Origin of the sequence: Paraburkholderia terricola (assembly GCF_003330825.1) — a bacterium.
Classification (GTDB): Bacteria; Pseudomonadota; Gammaproteobacteria; order Burkholderiales; family Burkholderiaceae; genus Paraburkholderia; species Paraburkholderia terricola.
The window spans coordinates 39,565-59,171 of sequence record NZ_CP024941.1; the positions used below are offsets into that span (position 1 = coordinate 39,565).

At 62.8% G+C, this 19,607-nt stretch carries 17 protein-coding genes and 1 tRNA gene; 14 read left to right on the top strand and 4 right to left on the bottom strand.

Annotated features, from left to right (window positions below):
* Positions 1 to 175: 175 nt before the first annotated feature.
* The gene (locus CUJ90_RS00170) at positions 176 to 1,219 is read left to right on the top strand and encodes a helix-turn-helix domain-containing protein (protein ID WP_114161667.1); all 1,044 of its coding nucleotides are present in this window, start codon (positions 176 to 178) and stop codon (positions 1,217 to 1,219) included.
* Here the strand turns inward: CUJ90_RS00170 and CUJ90_RS00175 are convergent.
* The gene (locus tag CUJ90_RS00175; RefSeq protein WP_244219942.1) at positions 1,213 to 3,606 is read right to left on the bottom strand and encodes a heavy metal translocating P-type ATPase; all 2,394 of its coding nucleotides are present in this window, start codon (positions 3,604 to 3,606) and stop codon (positions 1,213 to 1,215) included. The genes CUJ90_RS00170 and CUJ90_RS00175 overlap by 7 nt on opposite strands.
* Before the next feature lie 80 nt (positions 3,607 to 3,686).
* Here CUJ90_RS00175 and cadR point away from each other — a divergent pair, with 80 nt between their 5' ends.
* The 6 genes from cadR to CUJ90_RS00205 all read left to right on the top strand — a co-directional run bounded on the left by cadR (position 3,687) and on the right by CUJ90_RS00205 (position 9,282).
* Positions 3,687 to 4,118: a Cd(II)/Pb(II)-responsive transcriptional regulator gene (gene cadR, locus CUJ90_RS00180; RefSeq protein WP_114161668.1), complete on the top strand. Its 432-nt coding sequence runs from the start codon at positions 3,687 to 3,689 to the stop codon at positions 4,116 to 4,118.
* A gap of 121 nt (positions 4,119 to 4,239) precedes the next feature.
* A complete protein-coding gene (locus CUJ90_RS00185; RefSeq protein WP_073430372.1) occupies positions 4,240 to 4,440 on the top strand; it encodes a hypothetical protein in 201 nt (66 codons plus the stop codon).
* A 36-nt stretch (positions 4,441 to 4,476) separates the two neighbouring features.
* Positions 4,477 to 5,880 (top strand): ATP-dependent RNA helicase DbpA, encoded by a 1,404-nt coding sequence (gene dbpA / locus CUJ90_RS00190; protein ID WP_114161669.1) that lies wholly within the window; start codon positions 4,477 to 4,479, stop codon positions 5,878 to 5,880.
* A gap of 324 nt (positions 5,881 to 6,204) precedes the next feature.
* Positions 6,205 to 7,359 carry a pyridoxal phosphate-dependent aminotransferase gene (locus CUJ90_RS00195; protein ID WP_114161670.1) on the top strand — a complete coding sequence of 385 codons (1,155 nt, stop codon included), beginning with the start codon at positions 6,205 to 6,207 and terminating at the stop codon, positions 7,357 to 7,359.
* 144 nt (positions 7,360 to 7,503) lie between these two features.
* Entirely contained in the window at positions 7,504 to 8,298 is a 795-nt protein-coding gene (locus CUJ90_RS00200; protein ID WP_073430369.1) for an ABC transporter substrate-binding protein, read from the top strand.
* Positions 8,299 to 8,427: 129 nt separating this feature from the next.
* Positions 8,428 to 9,282 carry an AraC family transcriptional regulator gene (locus CUJ90_RS00205; protein ID WP_114161671.1) on the top strand — a complete coding sequence of 285 codons (855 nt, stop codon included), beginning with the start codon at positions 8,428 to 8,430 and terminating at the stop codon, positions 9,280 to 9,282.
* A 36-nt stretch (positions 9,283 to 9,318) separates the two neighbouring features.
* Here CUJ90_RS00205 and CUJ90_RS00210 read toward each other — a convergent pair whose 3' ends face one another.
* On the bottom strand, positions 9,319 to 9,906 hold the full coding sequence (locus tag CUJ90_RS00210) for a LysE family translocator (protein WP_114161672.1): 588 nt from the start codon (positions 9,904 to 9,906) through the stop codon (positions 9,319 to 9,321).
* Positions 9,907 to 10,327: 421 nt separating this feature from the next.
* On the opposite strand from CUJ90_RS00210, the gene CUJ90_RS00215 reads away from it, so the two are divergent.
* The 4 genes from CUJ90_RS00215 (at position 10,328) to CUJ90_RS00225 (ending at position 14,223) form a co-directional block, all read left to right on the top strand.
* Complete coding sequence (locus tag CUJ90_RS00215) at positions 10,328 to 11,491, top strand: DUF4382 domain-containing protein (RefSeq protein WP_114161673.1); 1,164 nt, start codon at positions 10,328 to 10,330, stop codon at positions 11,489 to 11,491.
* A 51-nt stretch (positions 11,492 to 11,542) separates the two neighbouring features.
* Positions 11,543 to 11,710, top strand: coding sequence for a hypothetical protein (locus CUJ90_RS32760; RefSeq protein WP_167363294.1), 168 nt, complete (start codon positions 11,543 to 11,545; stop codon positions 11,708 to 11,710).
* A 254-nt stretch (positions 11,711 to 11,964) separates the two neighbouring features.
* Entirely contained in the window at positions 11,965 to 12,660 is a 696-nt protein-coding gene (locus tag CUJ90_RS00220) for a phosphatase PAP2 family protein (protein ID WP_114161674.1), read from the top strand.
* A 336-nt stretch (positions 12,661 to 12,996) separates the two neighbouring features.
* Positions 12,997 to 14,223, top strand: a complete 1,227-nt coding sequence (locus tag CUJ90_RS00225; RefSeq protein ID WP_114161675.1) for a glycosyltransferase — start codon at positions 12,997 to 12,999, stop codon at positions 14,221 to 14,223.
* Positions 14,224 to 14,397: 174 nt separating this feature from the next.
* On the opposite strand, the gene CUJ90_RS00230 is transcribed toward CUJ90_RS00225, so the two are convergent.
* Positions 14,398 to 14,473 (bottom strand) — tRNA-Lys (locus tag CUJ90_RS00230).
* A 208-nt stretch (positions 14,474 to 14,681) separates the two neighbouring features.
* On the opposite strand from CUJ90_RS00230, the gene CUJ90_RS00235 reads away from it, so the two are divergent.
* Both CUJ90_RS00235 and CUJ90_RS00240 read left to right on the top strand, forming a co-directional pair.
* Positions 14,682 to 15,086, top strand: coding sequence for a PaaI family thioesterase (locus tag CUJ90_RS00235; protein WP_073430364.1), 405 nt, complete (start codon positions 14,682 to 14,684; stop codon positions 15,084 to 15,086).
* 36 nt (positions 15,087 to 15,122) lie between these two features.
* Complete coding sequence (locus CUJ90_RS00240; RefSeq protein ID WP_114161676.1) at positions 15,123 to 15,998, top strand: patatin-like phospholipase family protein; 876 nt, start codon at positions 15,123 to 15,125, stop codon at positions 15,996 to 15,998.
* Positions 15,999 to 16,097: 99 nt separating this feature from the next.
* Here the strand turns inward: CUJ90_RS00240 and CUJ90_RS00245 are convergent, their stop codons facing one another.
* Positions 16,098 to 17,111 carry a D-2-hydroxyacid dehydrogenase family protein gene (locus tag CUJ90_RS00245; RefSeq protein ID WP_073430392.1) on the bottom strand — a complete coding sequence of 338 codons (1,014 nt, stop codon included), beginning with the start codon at positions 17,109 to 17,111 and terminating at the stop codon, positions 16,098 to 16,100.
* Between the two features lie 376 nt (positions 17,112 to 17,487).
* Between CUJ90_RS00245 and CUJ90_RS00250 the strand changes: the two genes are divergently transcribed.
* The gene (locus CUJ90_RS00250; protein WP_114161677.1) at positions 17,488 to 19,344 is read left to right on the top strand and encodes a phosphoenolpyruvate carboxykinase (GTP); all 1,857 of its coding nucleotides are present in this window, start codon (positions 17,488 to 17,490) and stop codon (positions 19,342 to 19,344) included.
* The last annotated feature ends 263 nt before the right edge of the window (positions 19,345 to 19,607 follow it).

Below are 19,607 nucleotides of genomic sequence, written 5' to 3' on the forward strand. Positions count from 1 at the left end.
GCCCCGTTCAAGCGGAGACAGGTGAACGTATCGTTTCGGATCAACGCGCGCGGCGCTGTTCATGAAATGAACAGGCGGCCGGGCATGCGTGGACGCGCGTGCAAGCGGATCGCCCAATCCGTTCGGCATGGGAATTGCCTTGTTTTCGCCGATATTCCGTTTTCGCCGATCCGGTATGACGATTGAAGCCCATCCCGAGAGCCTGACAGGTTCAACGCTCGCGCAGCAGCCCAGCTTCTGCGTGCAGACTTGCGTCGCTCACGACGCCGACGAGCAGGCGCGCAACCTGCACGGCTGGCATCAGACCTACGACCAGTTGACCGCCGGCCGTTTTATCGGCGGCCTGACGGAGTTGTGTCTCGACGATATGCAGGTGTTCGTCGAGACGACCAGCCATACGCTGCGGCAAACCTGCGAGGTGCGAAAGGACGCGTACTGGTTCGGCATTCCCACGTGCCCCGCCGGCTCGGGACGTATCGACGCGCAAGTGATCGCGGGCGATGCGCTCGCATTCCGTCCGGGTGGGATCGAATTCGAATTGCTGACCTCGGCGGGCTACGAGATTTTCGGCGTGGTGGTGAAGGGCGAGGTGCTGCGCCGCTATGCGGCGGAAGTGGAGCGCATCGGTTTGGCCGAGCATCTGCCGAATACGGCGGTCGTGCCGATCGGCCTGCCGCGCAAGGAGCGGTTGTGCGCCTCGCTGCGCCAGCTTCTCGACGACGGAGCGGCGCGCGGCACGCCGCTCTCCACGTTGGCGCGCGGCAACTTGCAGGCGTCGGTGCTCGCGTCGCTGTTCGACGTGGGCGCATTGCCTGGCGGCGAGCCGCTGGCGATGCCCGCGCGTGCGCGTCGTCAGTCGATCGTTTCCGAAGCGCGCGAGTATGTGCTCGCCAACCGCGAGCGCGCGGTCAACGTGCCCGAGTTGTGCGAGCGCCTGCACGTGAGCCGGCGCACGCTGCAATACTGCTTTCAGGACGTGCTCGGCATGGCGCCCGCCATCTATCTGCGCACGATTCGCCTGAACGGCGCGCGGCGCGATCTGTGCAATGCGTCGCGTGAATCACGCTCGGTGCAGGACGTCGCGGCGGCGTGGGGCTTCTGGCATCTGAGCCAGTTCGCCACCGATTACCGGAAGCTTTTCGGCATGCGGCCGTCGGATACGTTGAAGGCCGGGATCGGCGCGTTTCAAACCACGGCGAGTCGTTCGTTCGCTCACTGATCTGATTGGCGCAGCAGTCGCAGTCCGTTCGCCACCACCAGAAGACTCGCGCCCACATCGGCGAACACCGCCATCCACATCGTGCCGAGGCCCATCACCGTCAGCACGAGGAACACGCTCTTGATGCCGAGCGCCAGCGCGATGTTCTGCACCAGCACCGAATGCGTCGCCTTCGACAGACGGATGAACAGGGGAATCTTGCGCAGGTCGTCGTCCATCAGCGCGACGTCGGCGGTTTCGATCGCGGTGTCGGTGCCCATCGCGCCCATCGCGAAGCCGATGCTGGCGCGCGCCAACGCGGGCGCGTCGTTGATGCCGTCGCCGACCATGCCCACTGCCGCGCCGTCCTTCGACCACTGCGCCACCGCGTTCAGCTTGTCTTGCGGCAACTGATCGCCGCGCGCTTCGTCGACGCCGACCTGCTGCGCGATCGCCTCGGCGGTGTGCGGATTGTCGCCGCTGAGCATCGCGGTACGCACGCCGAGGCGGTGCAGATCGGCGATGGCGGCGCGGCTCGTCTCCTTCACCGTGTCCGCGACGGCGAACAGCGCGAGCACGCGTTCGGCGTCGGCCAGCATCACGACGGTTTTGCCCTGGCGTTCGAGCGCGTCGAGCCGCGCTTCGAGCGATGCCGAACAGCGCCCGGGTTCTTCGATCAGGCGATGATTGCCGAGCCAGTACGGCGTGCCGCCGATGTCGCCGCGCACGCCGCGTCCCGCCAGCGCCTCGAACGCATCGACGGTCACGCTCATCACGCCGCCTGTCCTGGCCGCCGCCGCAATCGCCATCGACACGGGATGGTCCGAGCGGCCAGCGAGACTCGCCGCGAGCGTCAGGCAACGGGGCTCGTCGAGATCCGCGAGCGTTTCGAATTCCGTCTGCACCGGCTTGCCGTGCGTAATCGTGCCGGTTTTATCGAGCGCGAGCCGGCTCAGCTTGCGGCCCTGTTCCAGAAAGGCGCCGCCTTTGATCAGAATGCCCTTGCGGGCGGCCGCGGCGAGGCCGCTGACGATCGTCACCGGGGTCGAGATCACGAGCGCGCAAGGGCAGGCGATCACCAGCATCACCAGCGCCTTGTAGACCCACTCGCGCCACAGCCCGTCGAGAAAGAGCGGCGGCAGCACCGCCACGGCGAGCGCGACGCCGAACACGGCCGGCGTATAGATCCGTGCGAACCGATCGACGAAACGCTGCGTCGGCGCTTTGCTGGCTTGCGCTTCCTCGACCGCGTGAATGATGCGCGCGAGCGTCGTATTGCTGGCCGAGGCCGTCACCCGATAATCGAACGAGCCCGCCTGGTTGATCGTGCCGGCGAACACGGCGTCGCCCGCTGCCTTGTCGACCGGCAGGCTTTCGCCGGTGATCGGCGCCTGATTCACGCTCGAGCGGCCCGCGGCGATTTCGCCGTCAAGCGCGATTCGCTCGCCCGGCTTCACGCGGACCAGCGCGCCCAGCGCGATCGCTTTCAGGTCCATCGAGCGCCAACTGCCGTCGGGCTGCCGCACGCTCGCCTGTTCGGGCGTGAGTTGCATGAGGCCCTCGATCGCATTGCGGGCGCGGTCCAGCGACTTGGCCTCGATCAGTTCGGCAATCGTGAAGAGCACCATCACCATCGCGGCTTCTGGCCATTGGCCGAGGATCAGCGCGCCCGTCACCGCAATGCTCATCAGCGCGTTGATGTTCAGGTTGCCGTTGCGGATCGCGAGCCAGCCTTTCCGGTAGGTCGTGAGGCCGCAAGAAGCGATGGCGGCGAGCGCGAGACCCGCGGCTAGCCACATCGGTGCGCCGAGCCAACCGACGGCCTCTGCGCCCGCCGCGGCGACGCCCGCGAGCGCGAGCGGCCACCACGGCTTCGACGGTACGTGAGAAGCGGCGGCGGGCGTGGTGTCCGCGTCGTCGTTCGCGAGTTCGGGCGTGAAGTCGAGCGAGCGCAGCGCGGAGAGGATCGAGTCGAGCGCCTCGGGCGCATGCACGACCGTCAGCACGCGCTGCATCAGGTTGAAGTCCACGCCGCGCACGGACGGCATGCGGCTGAATTTCTTGCGGATCAGCGCTTCTTCGGTCGGACAGTCCATCTGCATGATGCGGATCGCGGTGCGCACGTCGCTGCCGACGATTTCCGAACGAGGAAGCGGAGACGGCGGCGCGAGTGAAACGGGCGCGGGGACGCAGCAGCTTGCGGCGACGTGGTTGTGAGCTTGTGCATTGCCCTGGCTGTGGCCGTGATCGTGTCCGCGACATTCTCCTGTCGCATGCGCGTGTTTGCGGTTCGGCTCACCGTCGACTGCCACCGGCTGGTGGCCGCAGCTTGCGCCGTGTTCATCGCCATCCGCACAGGCTTTCGGCTGTTCATGGCGGTCGGCTTCGGCGTGATGAGCGTGGGGCATAGGTGGCTTCCTGGTTCGATTTGTGGTCTAGTAAACACCTTGAAGCCACTACAAGGTCAAGACCGCCACCCGGAGGGTCCATGAAAATCGGCGAACTGGCGAAAATCGCCCATTGCACGACCGAAACCATCCGCTTCTACGAAAAAGAAGGCTTGTTGCCCGAAGCGGAGCGCACCGAGGCCAATTACCGCAGCTATACCGCGAGGCACGTCGAGCGGTTGCGCTTCATCCGCAATTGCCGCGCGCTCGACATGACCCACGACGAGATTCGTGCGTTGCTGCTTCTCACGGACGCGCCGGCGAACGGCTGCGGCGGCATCAACGATTTGCTCGACGAGCACATTGCGCACGTCGACACGCGCATCGAGGAATTGACGCAGTTGAAAGTGCAGCTCACCACGCTGCGCGAGCAATGCCACGGTGAACAGGCCGTCGAAGACTGCGGCATCGTGCAGGGCCTCAACGACATGGACGTGAGCGCGACGCGGGCGCGGCATACGCATCTGGGTTGAAGCGCGCGGCGCGTGAGCGGCGGCAACCACGGCAACCGCGGCGGCGACCCAAACCTCATTCACGGCCAGGCCGTTCGTGCGGCCCGTCCCATAGACAATCGAATCCAGTTGGAGAATCAACGTGTTTACCTGTAGAAACCAGTCCTGCGGCGCGCAATGGGAGCAGTCGGACGTCGTCATCAAGAACGAGGGCCAGGGGCTCCTGTTCCGTTGCCCGATGTGCGGCGCGCGCAATTACGTCGAACGTTTCGACGCGGACGATGGCTCGGTGCTGTACGAGCAGATCGAAGGCCGTCCCTCCCCCGGCCCGATGGCCGTTTAGTCCCCAGCCTTCAGTCGATAGCGAGTCATCACCTCCATGAACAGTCCCACCACCGCGGGCGCGCCGTTTAGCCAACTGGCGCTGCCGCCCGCGACGCTCGCCAACCTCACGCAACTCGGCTATGTCGAGATGACGCCGATCCAGGCCGCGAGCCTGCCCATCGCGCTCGCCGGCCACGATCTGATCGCGCAGGCGAAAACCGGCAGCGGCAAGACGGCGGCGTTTTCACTGGCGCTGCTCAACCGCCTCGACGTGCGCAACTTCGCCGTCCAGGCGATGGTGCTGTGCCCGACGCGCGAGCTCGCCGATCAGGTCACGCAGGAAATCCGCCGCCTCGCGCGCGCCGAGGAAAACATCAAGGTGCTGACGCTGTGCGGCGGCACGCCGATGCGTCCGCAAACGGCGAGCCTCGAACACGGCGCGCATATCGTGGTCGGCACGCCGGGCCGCATCATGGACCACCTCGAGCGCGGCAGCCTGCCGTTGCAGTCGCTCAACACGCTGGTGCTCGACGAGGCCGACCGCATGCTCGACATGGGTTTCTTCGACGATATCGCGACCGTGGTGAAGCAATGCCCGAAAGAACGGCAAACGCTGCTGTTTTCCGCGACGTACCCCGAAGGCATCGTCAAGCTGAGCCAGCAATTCCTGCGTCACCCGAAAGAGGTGAAGCTCGCCGAGCGGCACGACAATACGAAGATCCGTCAGCGCTTTTATGAAGTGACCGAGGACGAGCGTCTGCATGCCGTCGGTTTGCTGCTGAACCACTATCGTCCGGTGAGCACGCTCGCGTTCTGCAACACCAAGCAGCAGTGCCGCGATCTGCTCGACGTACTGCGCGCGCAAGGTTTTCATGCGCTCGCGCTGCATGGCGAACTCGATCAGCGTGAACGCGACCAGGTGCTGATCCAGTTCGCAAACCGCAGTTGCTCCGTGCTGGTCGCCACCGACGTCGCGGCGCGCGGCCTCGACATCGCGCAACTGGAGGCGGTGATCAACGTCGACGTGACGCCGGACCCCGAAGTGCACGTGCACCGCATCGGCCGCACGGGCCGCGCCGATCAGGAAGGCTGGGCGCTGAGTCTCGCGAGCATGAACGAGATGGGCCGCGTCGGCAGTCTCGAACAGGCGCAAAAGCGCGACGTCGAATGGCACAAGCTGTCCGAGCTCAAGGCGGCAAGCAACGAACCGCTGTTGCCGCCGATGGAAACGCTGCAGATTCTCGGCGGCCGCAAGGAAAAAATCCGCCCCGGCGACGTGCTCGGCGCGCTGACCGGCGAGGCCGGTTTTGCCGGCTCGCAGATCGGCAAGATCAACGTGACGGAAATGTCGACGTATGTGGCGGTGGAGCGCAGCGTCGCGCGCGAAGCGGTGCGCAAGCTCAGCGCCGGCAAGGTGAAGGGCAAGAAGGTCAAGGTCCGCATGATGGACGACGCCTGACAGCCGGGCGGTCCGGCTGTCGAGGTTGCCGAGGCTGCGATCGGTCACGATCGCGGCCTTGAACATCCGCATCACATTACTTCATACCTGCGCTGTTTTCCGCGTTGCTCCAGCGGCCTCAATTCCTCCCCGAAAGCCCAAGCCCATTGGCCTCGCCGATGCGGCAAGCCTTCTCGCCGGCCATGACGTAAACGCATGCCGCGCATGACAAAGTTTCGATTGTGACGATTCTTTGGCTGATGCCTAATCACCGAACCGGACGGAACCGCCGCGCAGTCGGCTGTGCGCGAACCCGCCGCCGGATGGAGAAAGGGAGAAAGTTTTATGCAGAGCGCCATGCAAGCCCGCTCGAAACTGCCTGACGTAGGCACGACGATTTTTACCGTGATCGGTCAACTGGCCGCGCAATACGACGCGCTGAATCTGTCCCAGGGCGCGCCGAATTTCGCGCCGGACGCGAAACTGGTCGACGGTGTCGCTCAAGCCATGCGCGCCGGTCACAACCAGTACGCGCCGATGGCCGGCATCGCTGCGTTGCGCGAAGCGCTCGCGGACAAGGCCGAAACGCTGTACGGCGTGCGCTACGATCCGGCCAGCGAAGTGACCGTGATCGCGAGCGCGAGCGAAGGGCTGTATTCCACGATCAGCGCCTTGGTGCATCCGGGCGACGAAGTGATCTACTTCGAGCCGTCGTTCGACAGCTATGGACCGATCGTCCGCCTGCAAGGGGCGACGCCGGTCGCGATCAAGCTCTCGCTGACCGATTTCCGCGTGAACTGGGACGAGGTCGCCGCCGCGATCACGCCGAGGACGCGCATGATCATCATCAACACGCCGCACAATCCGACCGCGACGGTGTTTGGCGAGGCCGACATCGCGCGCCTGAAGGCGGTAACGCGCAACACCGATATCGTGATTCTCGCCGACGAAGTCTACGAACACGTGGTGTTCGACGGCGCTAAACATCAGAGCATGGCGTGCGATGCCGAACTCGCGGCGCGCAGCGTGATCGTCTCGTCGTTCGGCAAGTCGTATCACGTGACCGGTTGGCGCGTCGGCTATTGCCTCGCGCCCGCCGCGTTGATGGACGAGATTCGCAAGGTCCATCAGTTCATGGTGTTTTCCGCCGATACGCCGATGCAGTACGCGTTCGTCGACGCATTGGCGAATCGCGACAGCTATCTCGGCTTGTCGGCGTTCTATCAGAAGAAGCGCGACCTGCTCGCGCATGCGCTCAGCGATTCGCGCTTCGAATTGTTGCCGAGCGAAGGCAGCTTCTTCATGCTCGCGCGTTTTCGCGGTTTCTCCGACGAAAGCGATAGCGATTTCGTGCTGCGCCTGATTCGCGATGCACGCGTTGCGACGATTCCGCTGTCGGCGTTCTATACCGATGGCACGGATTCGGGTTTGATCCGCCTGAGTTTCTCGAAGGACGACGCGACGTTGATCGAAGGTGCGCGGCGTTTGTGCGAGATCTGATTAGCGACATCTCATGCGCGGCTGCATGGGAAGAGAAGGCCGCATTTTTTGACCAAAGTATGATCGTCGCGAGATGACGCCGCGGTGACGCCAGGCGCGTTGCCCGACGGCGCTACAACAACATCGAAGAGAAAGGGACCAGCCATGAAATTGCTCAAACCGCTATTGGCGCTGACGTGCGCATTCACGTCGCTTGCGGCGTCGTCGGTCGCGATAGCCGCCGACACCTCGACGCTGCGTTTCGGACTCGAAGCGCAGTATCCGCCGTTCGAATCGAAAGGCCCGAACGGTGAATTGCAGGGGCTCGATATCGACGTCGGCAATGCGGTATGCGCCGCCGCGCATTTGACCTGCAAATGGGTCGAGACCTCGTTCGACGGTTTGATTCCCGCGCTGCAAGGCCGCAAGTTCGACGCGATCAATTCGGCGATGAACGCCACCGAGCAACGCCGCCAGGCCATCGATTTCACCACCGTCGTATATCGCGTGCCGACGCAACTGATCGCGCGGCGCGACAGCGGTCTGCTGCCGGCCGCCGAATCGTTGAAGGGCAAACGCGTCGGCGTATTGCAGGCGTCGATTCAGGAAACCTTCGCGAAGACGCATTGGGAATCGGCGGGCGTCACCGTCGTGCCGTATCAGGACCAGAATCAGGTTTATACGGACCTCGTCGCGGGCCGTCTCGACGCGACGCTCGTGCTGGCGCCGGCGGGTGAGACGGGTTTTCTGTCGAAGCCCAGCGGCAAGGATTTCGCGTTCGTCGGCAAGCCGGTGCGCGACGACAAGATTCTCGGCAGCGGTATCGCCTACGGGATTCGCAAGGGCGATACGGCGCTGCGTGAGCAGTTGAACGCGGCAATCGCAAAGGTGCAGGCCGACGGTACGGTGAAAACGCTGGCCGCGAAATATCTCGGCAATATCGACGTGACGGCGAAGTAGTTTCGCCGCGCGTTGCGGTGCGCCGCGCCGCATGCGTTCTCCACCAGTTCGCTTGTTGACGGTGCGTTTGACGGCTACGATACGTGGGCTTCGCCGCGGCGAGGTCTGCTTGAGAACCGGAGAGCGCATATGAACGAGATGAGCGGAGCGGCGACGGCTGCAATCCACACCAAAAGCGCTCGTGCGCCGAAGTTCTGGCGCAGTGACGCGCTGCCGTTCATCGAGGCGCGTTCCATCGACGACGGCCGCGAAGTCTGCTACGCCAAACATTCGCATGAAACGTTTTCGATCGGCGCGGTTACCGGCGGACGCAGCGTATACGTGAATCGTCGCGCGCGCGAATGGATCGGCGCGGGCGCGGTCGTCATGATGAATCCGGATGACGTGCATGCGTGCAATCCGGTGGCCGACGAGCGCTGGTCGTATCGAATGCTGCATGTCGATGTCGCGTGGCTCAACCGGCTGCAGCACGAACTGGGCTTCAGCGAGAATCACGCGTTTCGCGCGTTCTCGCAGACCATGACGACTGACGCCGCATTGTTCGACGGCCTGAACCGGCTGTACGGGATTCTCGTGGACGGCACGGCCGAAACCATGCGCAAGGAAAGCGCGGCCGTCACGTTCTTTTCTGAAGTACAACAGAAGCTGAACCCGGCGCCCTTGCCCGATCACGACACGAGCCTGCAACTCTCGCGGGCGGCGGAATTCATCGCGGCAAACTGCACACGTTCGCTAAAACTCGAGGACGTCTGCAAGGTGGCCGAGTTGTCCGCCTCGCATCTGATCCGCGCTTTTAAACAGCGCTACGGCATGACGCCGCACGCGTATCAGATCAATCGGCGTATTCAGTACAGCCGCGCGCAACTCAGGCGCGGTCGTCTGATCGCGGAGGTCGCGCTCGACGCGGGTTTCGCCGACCAGGCGCATTTGCAGCGCACCTTCAAGCGGTTGGTCGCGGCCACGCCGGGGCAATATCGCAGTTGAGGCACGCGCCCGCATGCGGGCGCCTGGCCTGGCGCATCACGCGGCCAGCAGATACAACGCGCTGGCCGCAAGCAATGCCGCCACCACACGATTGAACAGCCTGACGCTTTTCGACTCCTGCAAGTAGCGTCGCAGGAACGCGCCGGCATAGGCCCAGCTCGCAATCGACACGTAGCAAATCACGAAATACACGACGGTGAATTGCCACACGAGCCGACCATCGCCGTCGGCCGCATAGGCGCCCATGCCGGCGAGCGACGCGAGCCATGCTTTCGGGTTGAGCCATTGCATGGCCGCGCCGTACATGAACGACGGGCCGCGCGACGGTTTATCCGCGCCCAACTGGCCGCTATCGACGGCGAGTTTGTAGGCCATATAAAGCAGGAATGCGACGCCCGCCCATTTGACCGCGCTGATCAGAGCGGGGACATGCGCGAGCAGTTCATGCAGGCCCAGGCCGATGAGCAGAAGCAGCAAGGTGAAGCCGACGGTCGCGCCGGTAACGTGGCGCATGCTCGCGGCGAGTCCGTGCCGGGCGCCGGCGCTGAGCGCGACGACATTGACCGGCCCCGGCGTGATCGACGAAGCCAGCGCGAAAGCGGCCATGGAAAGTAAGACGGTCATCTGATGCCTCGATACGTGAGTGCGCGGGATTGGCGACGCTCAACGGTAGCGGGCAACAAGACGGACTGTATTGAAGGAAATTGCTTTTCAGCGATGGCGGCGCGCGAAGCCGATGCCGCCAGCCAACAGGGCGTGAAATTCTTTGTAACATGCGGCGCGCGCCGACGCTCGTCAGACCTCTGCAAATTGTGTGCACGGCAGGAAAGTTGAGCGGACTTCGTGATCAGGCGACCAGCGGCGGACTGTGGCTCGTCCGTCGCCACGGACCGGCACATTGCACGCCATGAGAGCGTGGACGCCAAAGTTGCTGCGCTGCGCAAGCGCGGAACGCTCGCGGACAAGTTACGCTTCGTTGCAAATTCTAAAAAGGCCGTGCCCCCCTTTTTGTATCCTTCATTCACAAAAACTTGGGGGAACAAACATGAAAACGATACTTAAGGCATGCATCGGTTTGCTGGCTATTCCAGTCATGCTGGCCGGATGCGGCGGAGGCGATGGAGGTTCAGGCGGTGCGGCCGGCACGCTTCATGTGGCCATGACAGACTCGCCGTCCTGCGGGTTCGATCACGTTTACGTGACGGTCTCGAAGGTCCGGGTCAATATGAACGCGCAGGCGGGTGACAGTGACGCCGGTTGGTCCGACGTGACGCTGGCAAGCCCGCAAAAAATCGATCTGCTTTCACTCACCAACGGCGTGCTGGCGGATCTCGGACAGACCGTGCTACCCGCTGGGCAATATCAGCAAATCCGCCTCGTCCTGGCGCAAAACCAGGGCAATACGCTCGCCAATTCGGTGGTGCCCACCGGTGGCGCCGAGCAGGCACTGGCAACGCCGAGCGCGACTCAGAGCGGCTACAAGATCATCCGTCCGTTCACCGTTCAGCCGAATACGCTTGTCGACCTCGTGCTCGATTTCAATGCGTGTAAATCGGTCGTGCAGAAGGGTAACGGCTCCTACAGCCTGAAGCCGGTCGTGACCGCCACGCCCACGGTGGTGAGCGGGACGATCTCGGGCTACGTGGCGCCGGGGCAAGCAGGTGCGGCCGTGTACGCCGAGCAGAACGGCCAGGTCATCAAAGGCACGGTCGCGGATGCCAACGGGCAGTTCATCTTGACGCCGCTGGTGCAGAGTTCGACGAACGGTAACTACGATGTCGTGATCGTCGAGAACAACTTCGCGACGGGGATCGTACGATCCGTGCCGGTCGTGGTGAATTCGTCGACGGCTGTTTCGACGTCGGGCGCGCCGATCGCCTTGCCTGCTTCGATCATGCGTACGGCTAGCGGCACGGTGACGCCGGTGAGCGCTCAGGCAATCGTCAGGGCCTTGCAGTCGGACGGTGCCGCGACGTACGAGATCACGTCGTCCAATGCGAATCTGGACACGGGCGCGTACTCGCTCAATCTGCCGGCTGCGGCGCCGCTTACCGGAACGTACTCGGGCAGCCTGCCGGTCGCGCTGGCAGCGGTGCCCGCGTCGGCGGGGATTTACACCGCGGAAGCCGATTCGATCACTGGCGCGACGCAATCCGCGGCGGTCAACGTGACGACGACGAATCAGGCGAACGTCAACTTCGCCTTCTAATAATCAACGAGTGCAGTCGGGAGGGAGCGTGCTCCCTCCCTGGAGAGAAACATGACAAGAATGATGTGTATCTGGATCGCAAGCGCGAGCTTGCTCGGGGGATGTGCGCTGTATGTGCCGGATCAGCCGGGTGTGGTGGTGGTGCCGCAGGGTGGCCATCAGGGCGGGCCGGGCAATGGCTTCTGTCCGCCGGGACAGGCGAAGAAGGGCAACTGCTGAGGAAACAGGTGACGGCCGCGCAATCAACCTGCGCGGCCGATTTCCGATCCGTGGCTTATTCAAGCTCACGAGAGATCCGCGCGATTCCATTGACGGGATCGCGCTTCCCCGATTAGAACGGCGTGCCGTGCGGGTTTTGACGGCGCGTCTTTTTTGCTTCTTAAGGGCATGCAAACCCCGACAGACGGCATCCGCATCGGAAGATGTGGCCGCCCTCGCGGGAAGAAATCGACATTCGAAGTGGATGCGTTGAGATGAACAGTTTCGATACGGCGGTGCAGGTTTTCCTCACGCAACACGCTTTTCAGTCGGCGACGATCAATCACATCATCAGGGTGATTGCGGGCCAGGCCAGTTTCAAGGGCTTCGTGCTCGTCCCCGTGTTGTGGTGGATGTGGTTCGGCCGCAGCGAGCGCACAGGGTGGAAGCGCGAGATGATCATCGCGACCGTCGCGAGCGGCCTCGCCTCGCTCGCCGCGGGCCGGCTCCTCGCCGCCTCATTGCCTTTCCGCGAGCGGCCGCTTTATGACCCGGACCTGCATCTGAACTTTCCGTCGGTTGGTCTGCAAGACGCGATCGTGCGCACGTGGAGTTCATTTCCCAGCGATCACGCGATGCTGTGGACGGCTATCGCAACCGGAATCTTTCTGATCAATCGGCGCGTCGGCACGCTTGCGCTGCTCTATACGGCGGTTTTCATCTGCCTGCCGCGGGTTTATCTCGGACTGCATTATCCGACCGACGTACTCGTCGGAATGGCGCTCGGCATGGTCTCGACTTATCTCGCGACACGGGACGCCGTGAGGGTGCGTTTCGCCGCGCCGATTTTGCGGCGGATGCAGATGTTTCCCGCGCCGGGATATACGTTCGCGTTTCTTTTGAGCTTCGAACTCATTACGCAGTTTGATGATTTACTGCTGTTCGTGCATGCGGGGTTGAAGGTGTTGTGATGATGGAGCGCGAGACCGCGGATAACGATTTCTAAACCGCCGCGCACACGAAAATGCGGATGGGTTCATCTCCGGCGGTTGCCCCAATAATCAAGAGTTTGGTAACCTCACCGGTAATCGCCGCGGCACATTCAAGAATGCCGGGACCGGGCCGATAATAAAGTAAGATCAGTACCGATCTCACCCATGGTTTTCTGCTGGGACGCGTCGGCGGGAAGTCCAATATCCCGCCATGCGGCAGCCCCGAATGGACCAATAGACGGCGGGTTCTCCAATAACAACTACACACCGATGATTAGCGGCCCCGGTTGCGAGAACTTCAAGAAACACGAGTGCATGTCCAATATCGAATCTCCACCTGAGAACCACCAACGTATCCGTGTTCTCTTCCACATCACGGATTTCAACGACGGCGGTATCGAATCTTCGCTGATCCAGTGGCTGAGGATTCTCGATCGAACCCGCTTCAAAGTTTCGCTATCGGTGATGCACACGTCGCCGGCATTCGAAAATCGCTTTCGCGCGCTGATCCCGCCCGATGTGGACGTGGAAGTCCTCGTGGATCGTCCGTGGCTCGGATATTTCCAGTCGAAGCGATATGGGCGGCGTCTCGGCAAACTGGGGCGCATCGCGCGCGACGTCCACAATACGTTGGCGGTGCGTCCGCATGTGGCAAAGCGGGCGGCACGGCTTGCGCATGGCGTGGACGTTATCGTCGACTTCGACATGTCCTTGCGTCGGCTTTCCGGCCGCTTCGACGTCGCGTGGCTGGGCGTCAACCACTTCAGCTTCGACGCGCGTCTCGGCGGCCGGCATCGCAAGATCCAGCGTCTGCTGACCCAGTACCGGCGTTATCACGGCGTTGCCGCGTTGAACCAGCATATGGCCGACGAGGCGGCGCGGATTTTCGAGGGCAAGTTGGAGCGAGTGATTGTCTTGCCGAACGCCATCGATATTGAATCGATCCACGAGCGCGCCTCGGCGCGCCACGGCGACATTCAGGTGACGCCCGATGGCGCGCCCTACATCGTTTCCGTCGCGCGTCTCGATGAGGTTCAGAAGGATCATCGAACGCTATTGCGCGCGTATGCCGAACTGGCGCGGCGAGGTACCGTTGCCGAGCATCTGGTCATTGTCGGGAACGGCGCCCATCGCGAGGAACTGGAGAGCCTGGCGCACGAACTGGGTGTGCGCGAACAGGTGCATTTCGCGGGCCAGCAAGACAATCCGCACCCCATCGTGGCAGGCGCATCCTTACTGGTTTTGAGCTCGAAATACGAGGGAATGCCGATGGTGTTGCTGGAAGCCCTGGCAATCGGCAAGGCAATCGTCGCGACCGATTGCCCGACTGGGCCGCGCGAGATTCTCGATGGTGGAAGAGCCGGCGCTCTTTTGCCGGTGGGCAATGTCCGTGCGATGGCGGATGCGATCGAGCGGCTGTTGACGGACCGCCGGACTCGCGAGGCATTGAGCGCTCGGGCCCGGACGCAGGCGGCGCATTACGGTATCGAGGAGAGTAATCGCAGGCTGCTGTCGTTTCTCGAGGCGGTGGGGGCGGCGTAGGCGATCTGGAGATGGACCGCGTTTGCCGGTTTTGCTGGAGACGCGCCTGGCGGGTGAGGTCGGTCCGTAAGCTTGTTGGTCTGGCTTGGCTGGAAATGCCTGCCCCCCTTTCGACAGGGGATACGGAAAGCAAAAAGCCCGGTCACAAGGACCGGGCTTTTTGCTTGATATCTTTGGTGGGGCGTGAGTGACTCGAACACTCGACCTACGGATTAAGAGTCCGCTGCTCTACCAACTGAGCTAACGCCCCCAACAGAAGCGAAATTATGCAGAAATTTCGCGAGCTTGCCAAGTCCCCCTCGCAGATTTCTTAAAAAAAATATTCGCCCTGATCGACTCGAATAACCCCTCGGCCGACCAACATCCACCGACAACGCGCCGCGTTCAGCGTCCCGGTATCATGTCGCGGACACGTGCCGCGCGAAGCGTCGCGCGCTTTCGACCGGAGGCTGGCTGCAATGGATGACAAAGAGATTATCGATCTGCTCGACCGCATCCTCGCGCCGTGGGTCCGCGCGCTCACGCTGGCTCCGGTCAAGGTCGACGACGCCGGCGCGACGCTGCGCCTGCCGTTTTCCGGTGGATTTCGCCATTCGGGCGGCGTGATCTGCGGCCAGGTCTTCATGGCCGCCGCCGACACCGCGATGATCGTCGCTATTTCCGCCGCGCTCGGCGGCTTCAAGCCGATGAGCACCGTCTCGCTCAACATCAATTTCATGCGCGCGGTCCGCAACGGCGACGTGCTCATCACCGCGCGCGTGCTCCGCATGGGCCGCAATCTGGTGTTCGGCGAAGTCGAATTGTTCGACGAAGCGGGCAACATGGCCGTCCACGCCACCACCACCTACGCGCTGCTCGACTAGAGCGCGGCCGCGAGCCGCATCAAAGGGAAAGCCAGGATGTTCGATCAGGTCGTATTCGCAGGCGGCGGCAATCGCTGCTGGTGGCAGGCGGGTTTCTGGGACGTGGCGCAACCGGCCTTGCACATCCGCCCACGCGTCATTGCCGGCATTTCCGCCGGCGCCGCCACCGCGTGCATGCTCTACACGCGCGATTCCGATTGGGTCATGCGCTATTACGAAAACGCGTTGCGCCACAACACCCGCAACGCCTATTGGGGCAATCTGCTGCGGGGCGAGTCCGTGTTTCCGCATTACCGCATCTACCGGCAGGCGCTGCTCGACATCTACGGCGACAAATTTTCCGCGCTCGCCGATGCCCCGGAAATCCGCATCGGCGTGTCGCATCTGCCGCGTTGGCTCGGCGCGCGCAGCGCGGTCGCCGCGGGTCTCATCGCGTACAACATCGAAAAATACGTGCGCAAGACGCTGCATCCCACGCTGGGTCAGACGCTCGGTTTTCATCCGGAATTCGTGCGCGCGCAGGATTGCGCGACCGTCGAGGATCTCGCGGATCTGATTCTGCAATCGTCGAGTACGCCGCCGTTTACACCCGTTCTGCGGCGCAATGGCCGGCCGGTGCTGGACGGCGGAATGGTGGACAACGTGCCGGTCGGCGCGCTCGATGCCGATGCGCCAGGCAACGTGCTGGTGATGGTCACGCGTCTTTATCCGCGGCCGCAGATGTTCGTCGTGCCGCACGGCGTGCAGCAACGGCTCTATGTGCAGCCATCGCGCAAGGTGCCGATTTCGAGCTGGGATTACACGAGCCCCTCGCAGATGGCGCATGCGTACAACCTGGGGCGCGTCGATGGCGAGGCTTTCCTCGAACGCATGCCCGATCTTCTGGAAGCCGGCGCGCACGAAGTGCGTTGAGCCGGCGGCGTTGTTTTAGCCCAGCGAGCGGGAGAACCGCGCCGCGCCAAACCAACCGAACCGCTTCGCGAACAACGCCGCTTGACGAACGCTCGACGCTCAGCGCCGCCGTCCACCCTGCAACGCTTCGGGATTCGCCACACTGGCCGTATCGCCAGCGTCGAAAGCCAGAATGTTGTTGAACGCCGCGGTGAAGTACTGCTCGTAGCTTTCGCGTTCGACATAGCCGATGTGCGGCGTGCAGATCACGTTTTCCATGCGCAGCAGGCTATAGCCCTGCAGAATCGGCTCGCTTTCGTAGACGTCGATTGCGACCATTCCCGGGCGGTTGTGCGACAGCGCGTTGACCAGCGCATTTTCGTCGAGCAGCTCGGCCCGGCTCGTGTTGACGAGCAACGCGGTCGGCTTCATCCGCATCAAGTCTTCCTGCTTGACGATGCCGCGCGTGTCGTCATGCAGACGCAGATGCAGCGACAGCACGTCGCTCTGCTCGAATAGCGCCTCGCGGCTCTCGGCCACGCCGTAGCCGTCGGCGCGCGCCGCTTCGCGCGAATGCTCGCGGCCCCAGATCAGCACGTTCATGCCGAACGCCTTACCGTAGCCCGCAACCAGCCGGCCGATCTTGCCGTAGCCCCAGATTCCGAGCGTCTGACCGCGCAGCACCTGGCCCAAGCCGAAGTTCGGCGGCAACGCGGACGTCTTCAAGCCGGATTGCTGCCAGGCTCCTTGCTTAAGGTTTGCCACGTATTGCGGAATTCGCCGTTGCGCCGCCATGATGAGTGCCCACGTCAGCTCGGCCGGCGCGAATGGCGAACCGCTGCCTTCCAGCACGGCGATACCGCGCTCCGTGCATGCCGGCAGATCGATGTGGCTGGACACCTTGCCGGTTTGGCTGATCATGCGCAGACGCGGCAGTTTATCGAGCAGTTGCGAGTTGATGCGGGTCCGTTCGCGAATCAGAACAAGCGCGTCGACTTCGGAAAGACGACTCGCCAATTGGCCGAGACCGCGCACGGTGTTGTTGAAAACCTTGACCTCATGGTCGGCCAGCAGTTGAAAGCAGTCGAGCTTGCGAACGGCGTCCTGGTAATCGTCGAGGATGGCAATCTTCATGGTATGTGTCTTGCGACGCACCATAGCGGTGCGGAACGGAGTGTTATGCTGACTGTCCCAGCATGTGACTTGGGTCACATGCTGGTCTGGCTGGATGCCTTAACGTAGAAGCTGTCGCCAAGAACGGCAGTGCCACGTCAAAGGTCGATTGATATCGTTTTTAACAGTTTGTTGCGTGTTGAGGCAAGCCGCTTTACAGACGGTTGCAGAAGGCCGCCGGTAGGCGCTTCCGCCCAACAAGCTGTGTAGCCCATGATGACCTGCACAATTGCGCGTCGAGTGGTGGAAACGTCGACGCGATGAATTGGACGCCTCTCGCATGCAGCGTCACTGGGCTTGTACCGTTTTCTTTTGCTTTCATAACGGAGACAAGTCGATGAATCATCCCTCATTCGAAGGACAGCCCACCGTCGAGGCGCCCGCGTGGGTCAAACACCGAAAGCTGATCGACTGGGTTCAGCGCATTGCCGCCATTGCCAAGCCTGCCAGGATCGTCTGGTGTGACGGCTCCCAGGAAGAATACGACCGCCTCTGCGCGCAAATGGTCGAAGCAGGCACCCTCAAGAAGCTCAATCCCGCCAAACGCCCCAATTCTTATCTGGCATGGTCCGATCCCTCGGACGTGGCGCGCGTCGAAGACCGCACCTTCATCTGCTCGCAGCGCCCGGAAGACGCCGGTCCCACCAATAACTGGATTGCACCGGCCGAGATGCGAACCACGCTCGACGGTCTGTTCGACGGCGCCATGCGCGGCCGCACGATGTACGTGGTGCCGTTCTCGATGGGCCCGCTCGGCTCACCGATCGCGCATATCGGTGTGGAGTTGAGCGATAGCCCCTACGTGGTGACGAACATGCGCATCATGACGCGCATGGGCCGCAAGGTGTACGACGTGCTGGGCGAGAACGGCGACTTCGTGCCGTGCGTGCATTCGGTCGGCGCGCCGCTCGAGGCAGGCGCTAAAGATGTGCCCTGGCCGTGCAATTCGACGAAATACATCGTTCACTTCCCCGAATCGCGCGAAATCTGGAGCTATGGGTCCGGCTATGGCGGCAATGCGCTGCTCGGCAAGAAGTGCTTCGCGCTGCGCATCGCGTCGACCATGGGCCGCGACCAGGGGTGGCTCGCCGAACATATGCTGATTCTTGGCGTGACGTCGCCGGAAGGGCGCAAGCATCACGTCGCGGCCGCGTTTCCCTCGGCCTGCGGCAAGACCAACTTCGCGATGCTGATTCCGCCGCAAGGGCTGAACGGCTGGAAAATCTCCACGATCGGCGACGACATTGCATGGATCAAGCCGGGCAAGGACGGCCGCTTGTACGCGATCAATCCGGAAGCCGGCTACTTCGGCGTGGCGCCGGGCACAAGCGAAAAGACCAACTTCAATGCGATGGCGACGTTGAAGGAGAACGTGATCTTCACGAACGTCGCGCTCACCGACGACGGCGACGTCTGGTGGGAAGGCATGACCGACGAGCCGCCCGCGCACCTCATCGACTGGCAGGGCAAGGACTGGACGCCGGCCGGCGCGAAGGAGAGCGGGCGCAAGGCGGCGCATCCGAACGCGCGCTTCACGGCGCCGGCCGCGCAATGTCCGTCGATCGATCCCGAGTGGGAAAATCCGGCGGGTGTCGCGATCGACGCGTTCATTTTCGGCGGCCGCCGTTCCACCACCGTGCCGCTCGTCACCGAAGCGCGCAACTGGGTCGAGGGCGTCTACATGGCGGCGACCATGGGCTCCGAGACAACCGCCGCCGCCGCGGGCCAGCAGGGCGTGGTCCGCCGCGACCCGTTCGCGATGCTGCCGTTCTGCGGCTACAACATGAGCGACTACTTCGGCCACTGGCTGAAAACCGGCGAGCGTCTGGAGCAGTTGAACGCGAAGCTGCCGAAAATCTTTTGCGTCAACTGGTTCCGCAAGGGCGAGGACGGCAAGTTCGTCTGGCCTGGATTCGGCGAGAACATGCGGGTGTTGAGCTGGATGGTCGGCCGCATAGAAGGCACGGCTCAAGGCGAGGAGCATGCGTTCGGCGTATCGCCGCATTACGAGGACATCGACTGGAGCGGCCTCGATTTCAGTCGCGAGCAGTTCCACCAGGTGATTTCCGTGGACGATAAAGCCTGGCGCGACGAACTCGCGCTACATGCCGAACTCTTTGACACGCTGCAACATGGTCTGCCGCCAGCGCTGGCGCAAGCAAAACGCGCCTTGGAAGGCAAGTTTATCGCCTGATCATGTGAGCGTTCGCTTCACAGACAAAGCCGCCTCCGGGCGGTTTTTCTTTTGGGTCTGCCGTTCAAGCGCCATTTTTTGCCTTTGGATAGTAGCGAAGCAGCCCTGCCGGCTGTTCGAACAAAAAAGCCCGTTCAAGCTGCATCGCAGCACATTGTTTCCTGATTCGGAACAATCGGCGCCCATGCCCTACGTTGGGGAATACAGTGGCACGAAAACCGACAAAATTTCCGCTTTCGCGGGCAACTTCTGCACGATTTCGG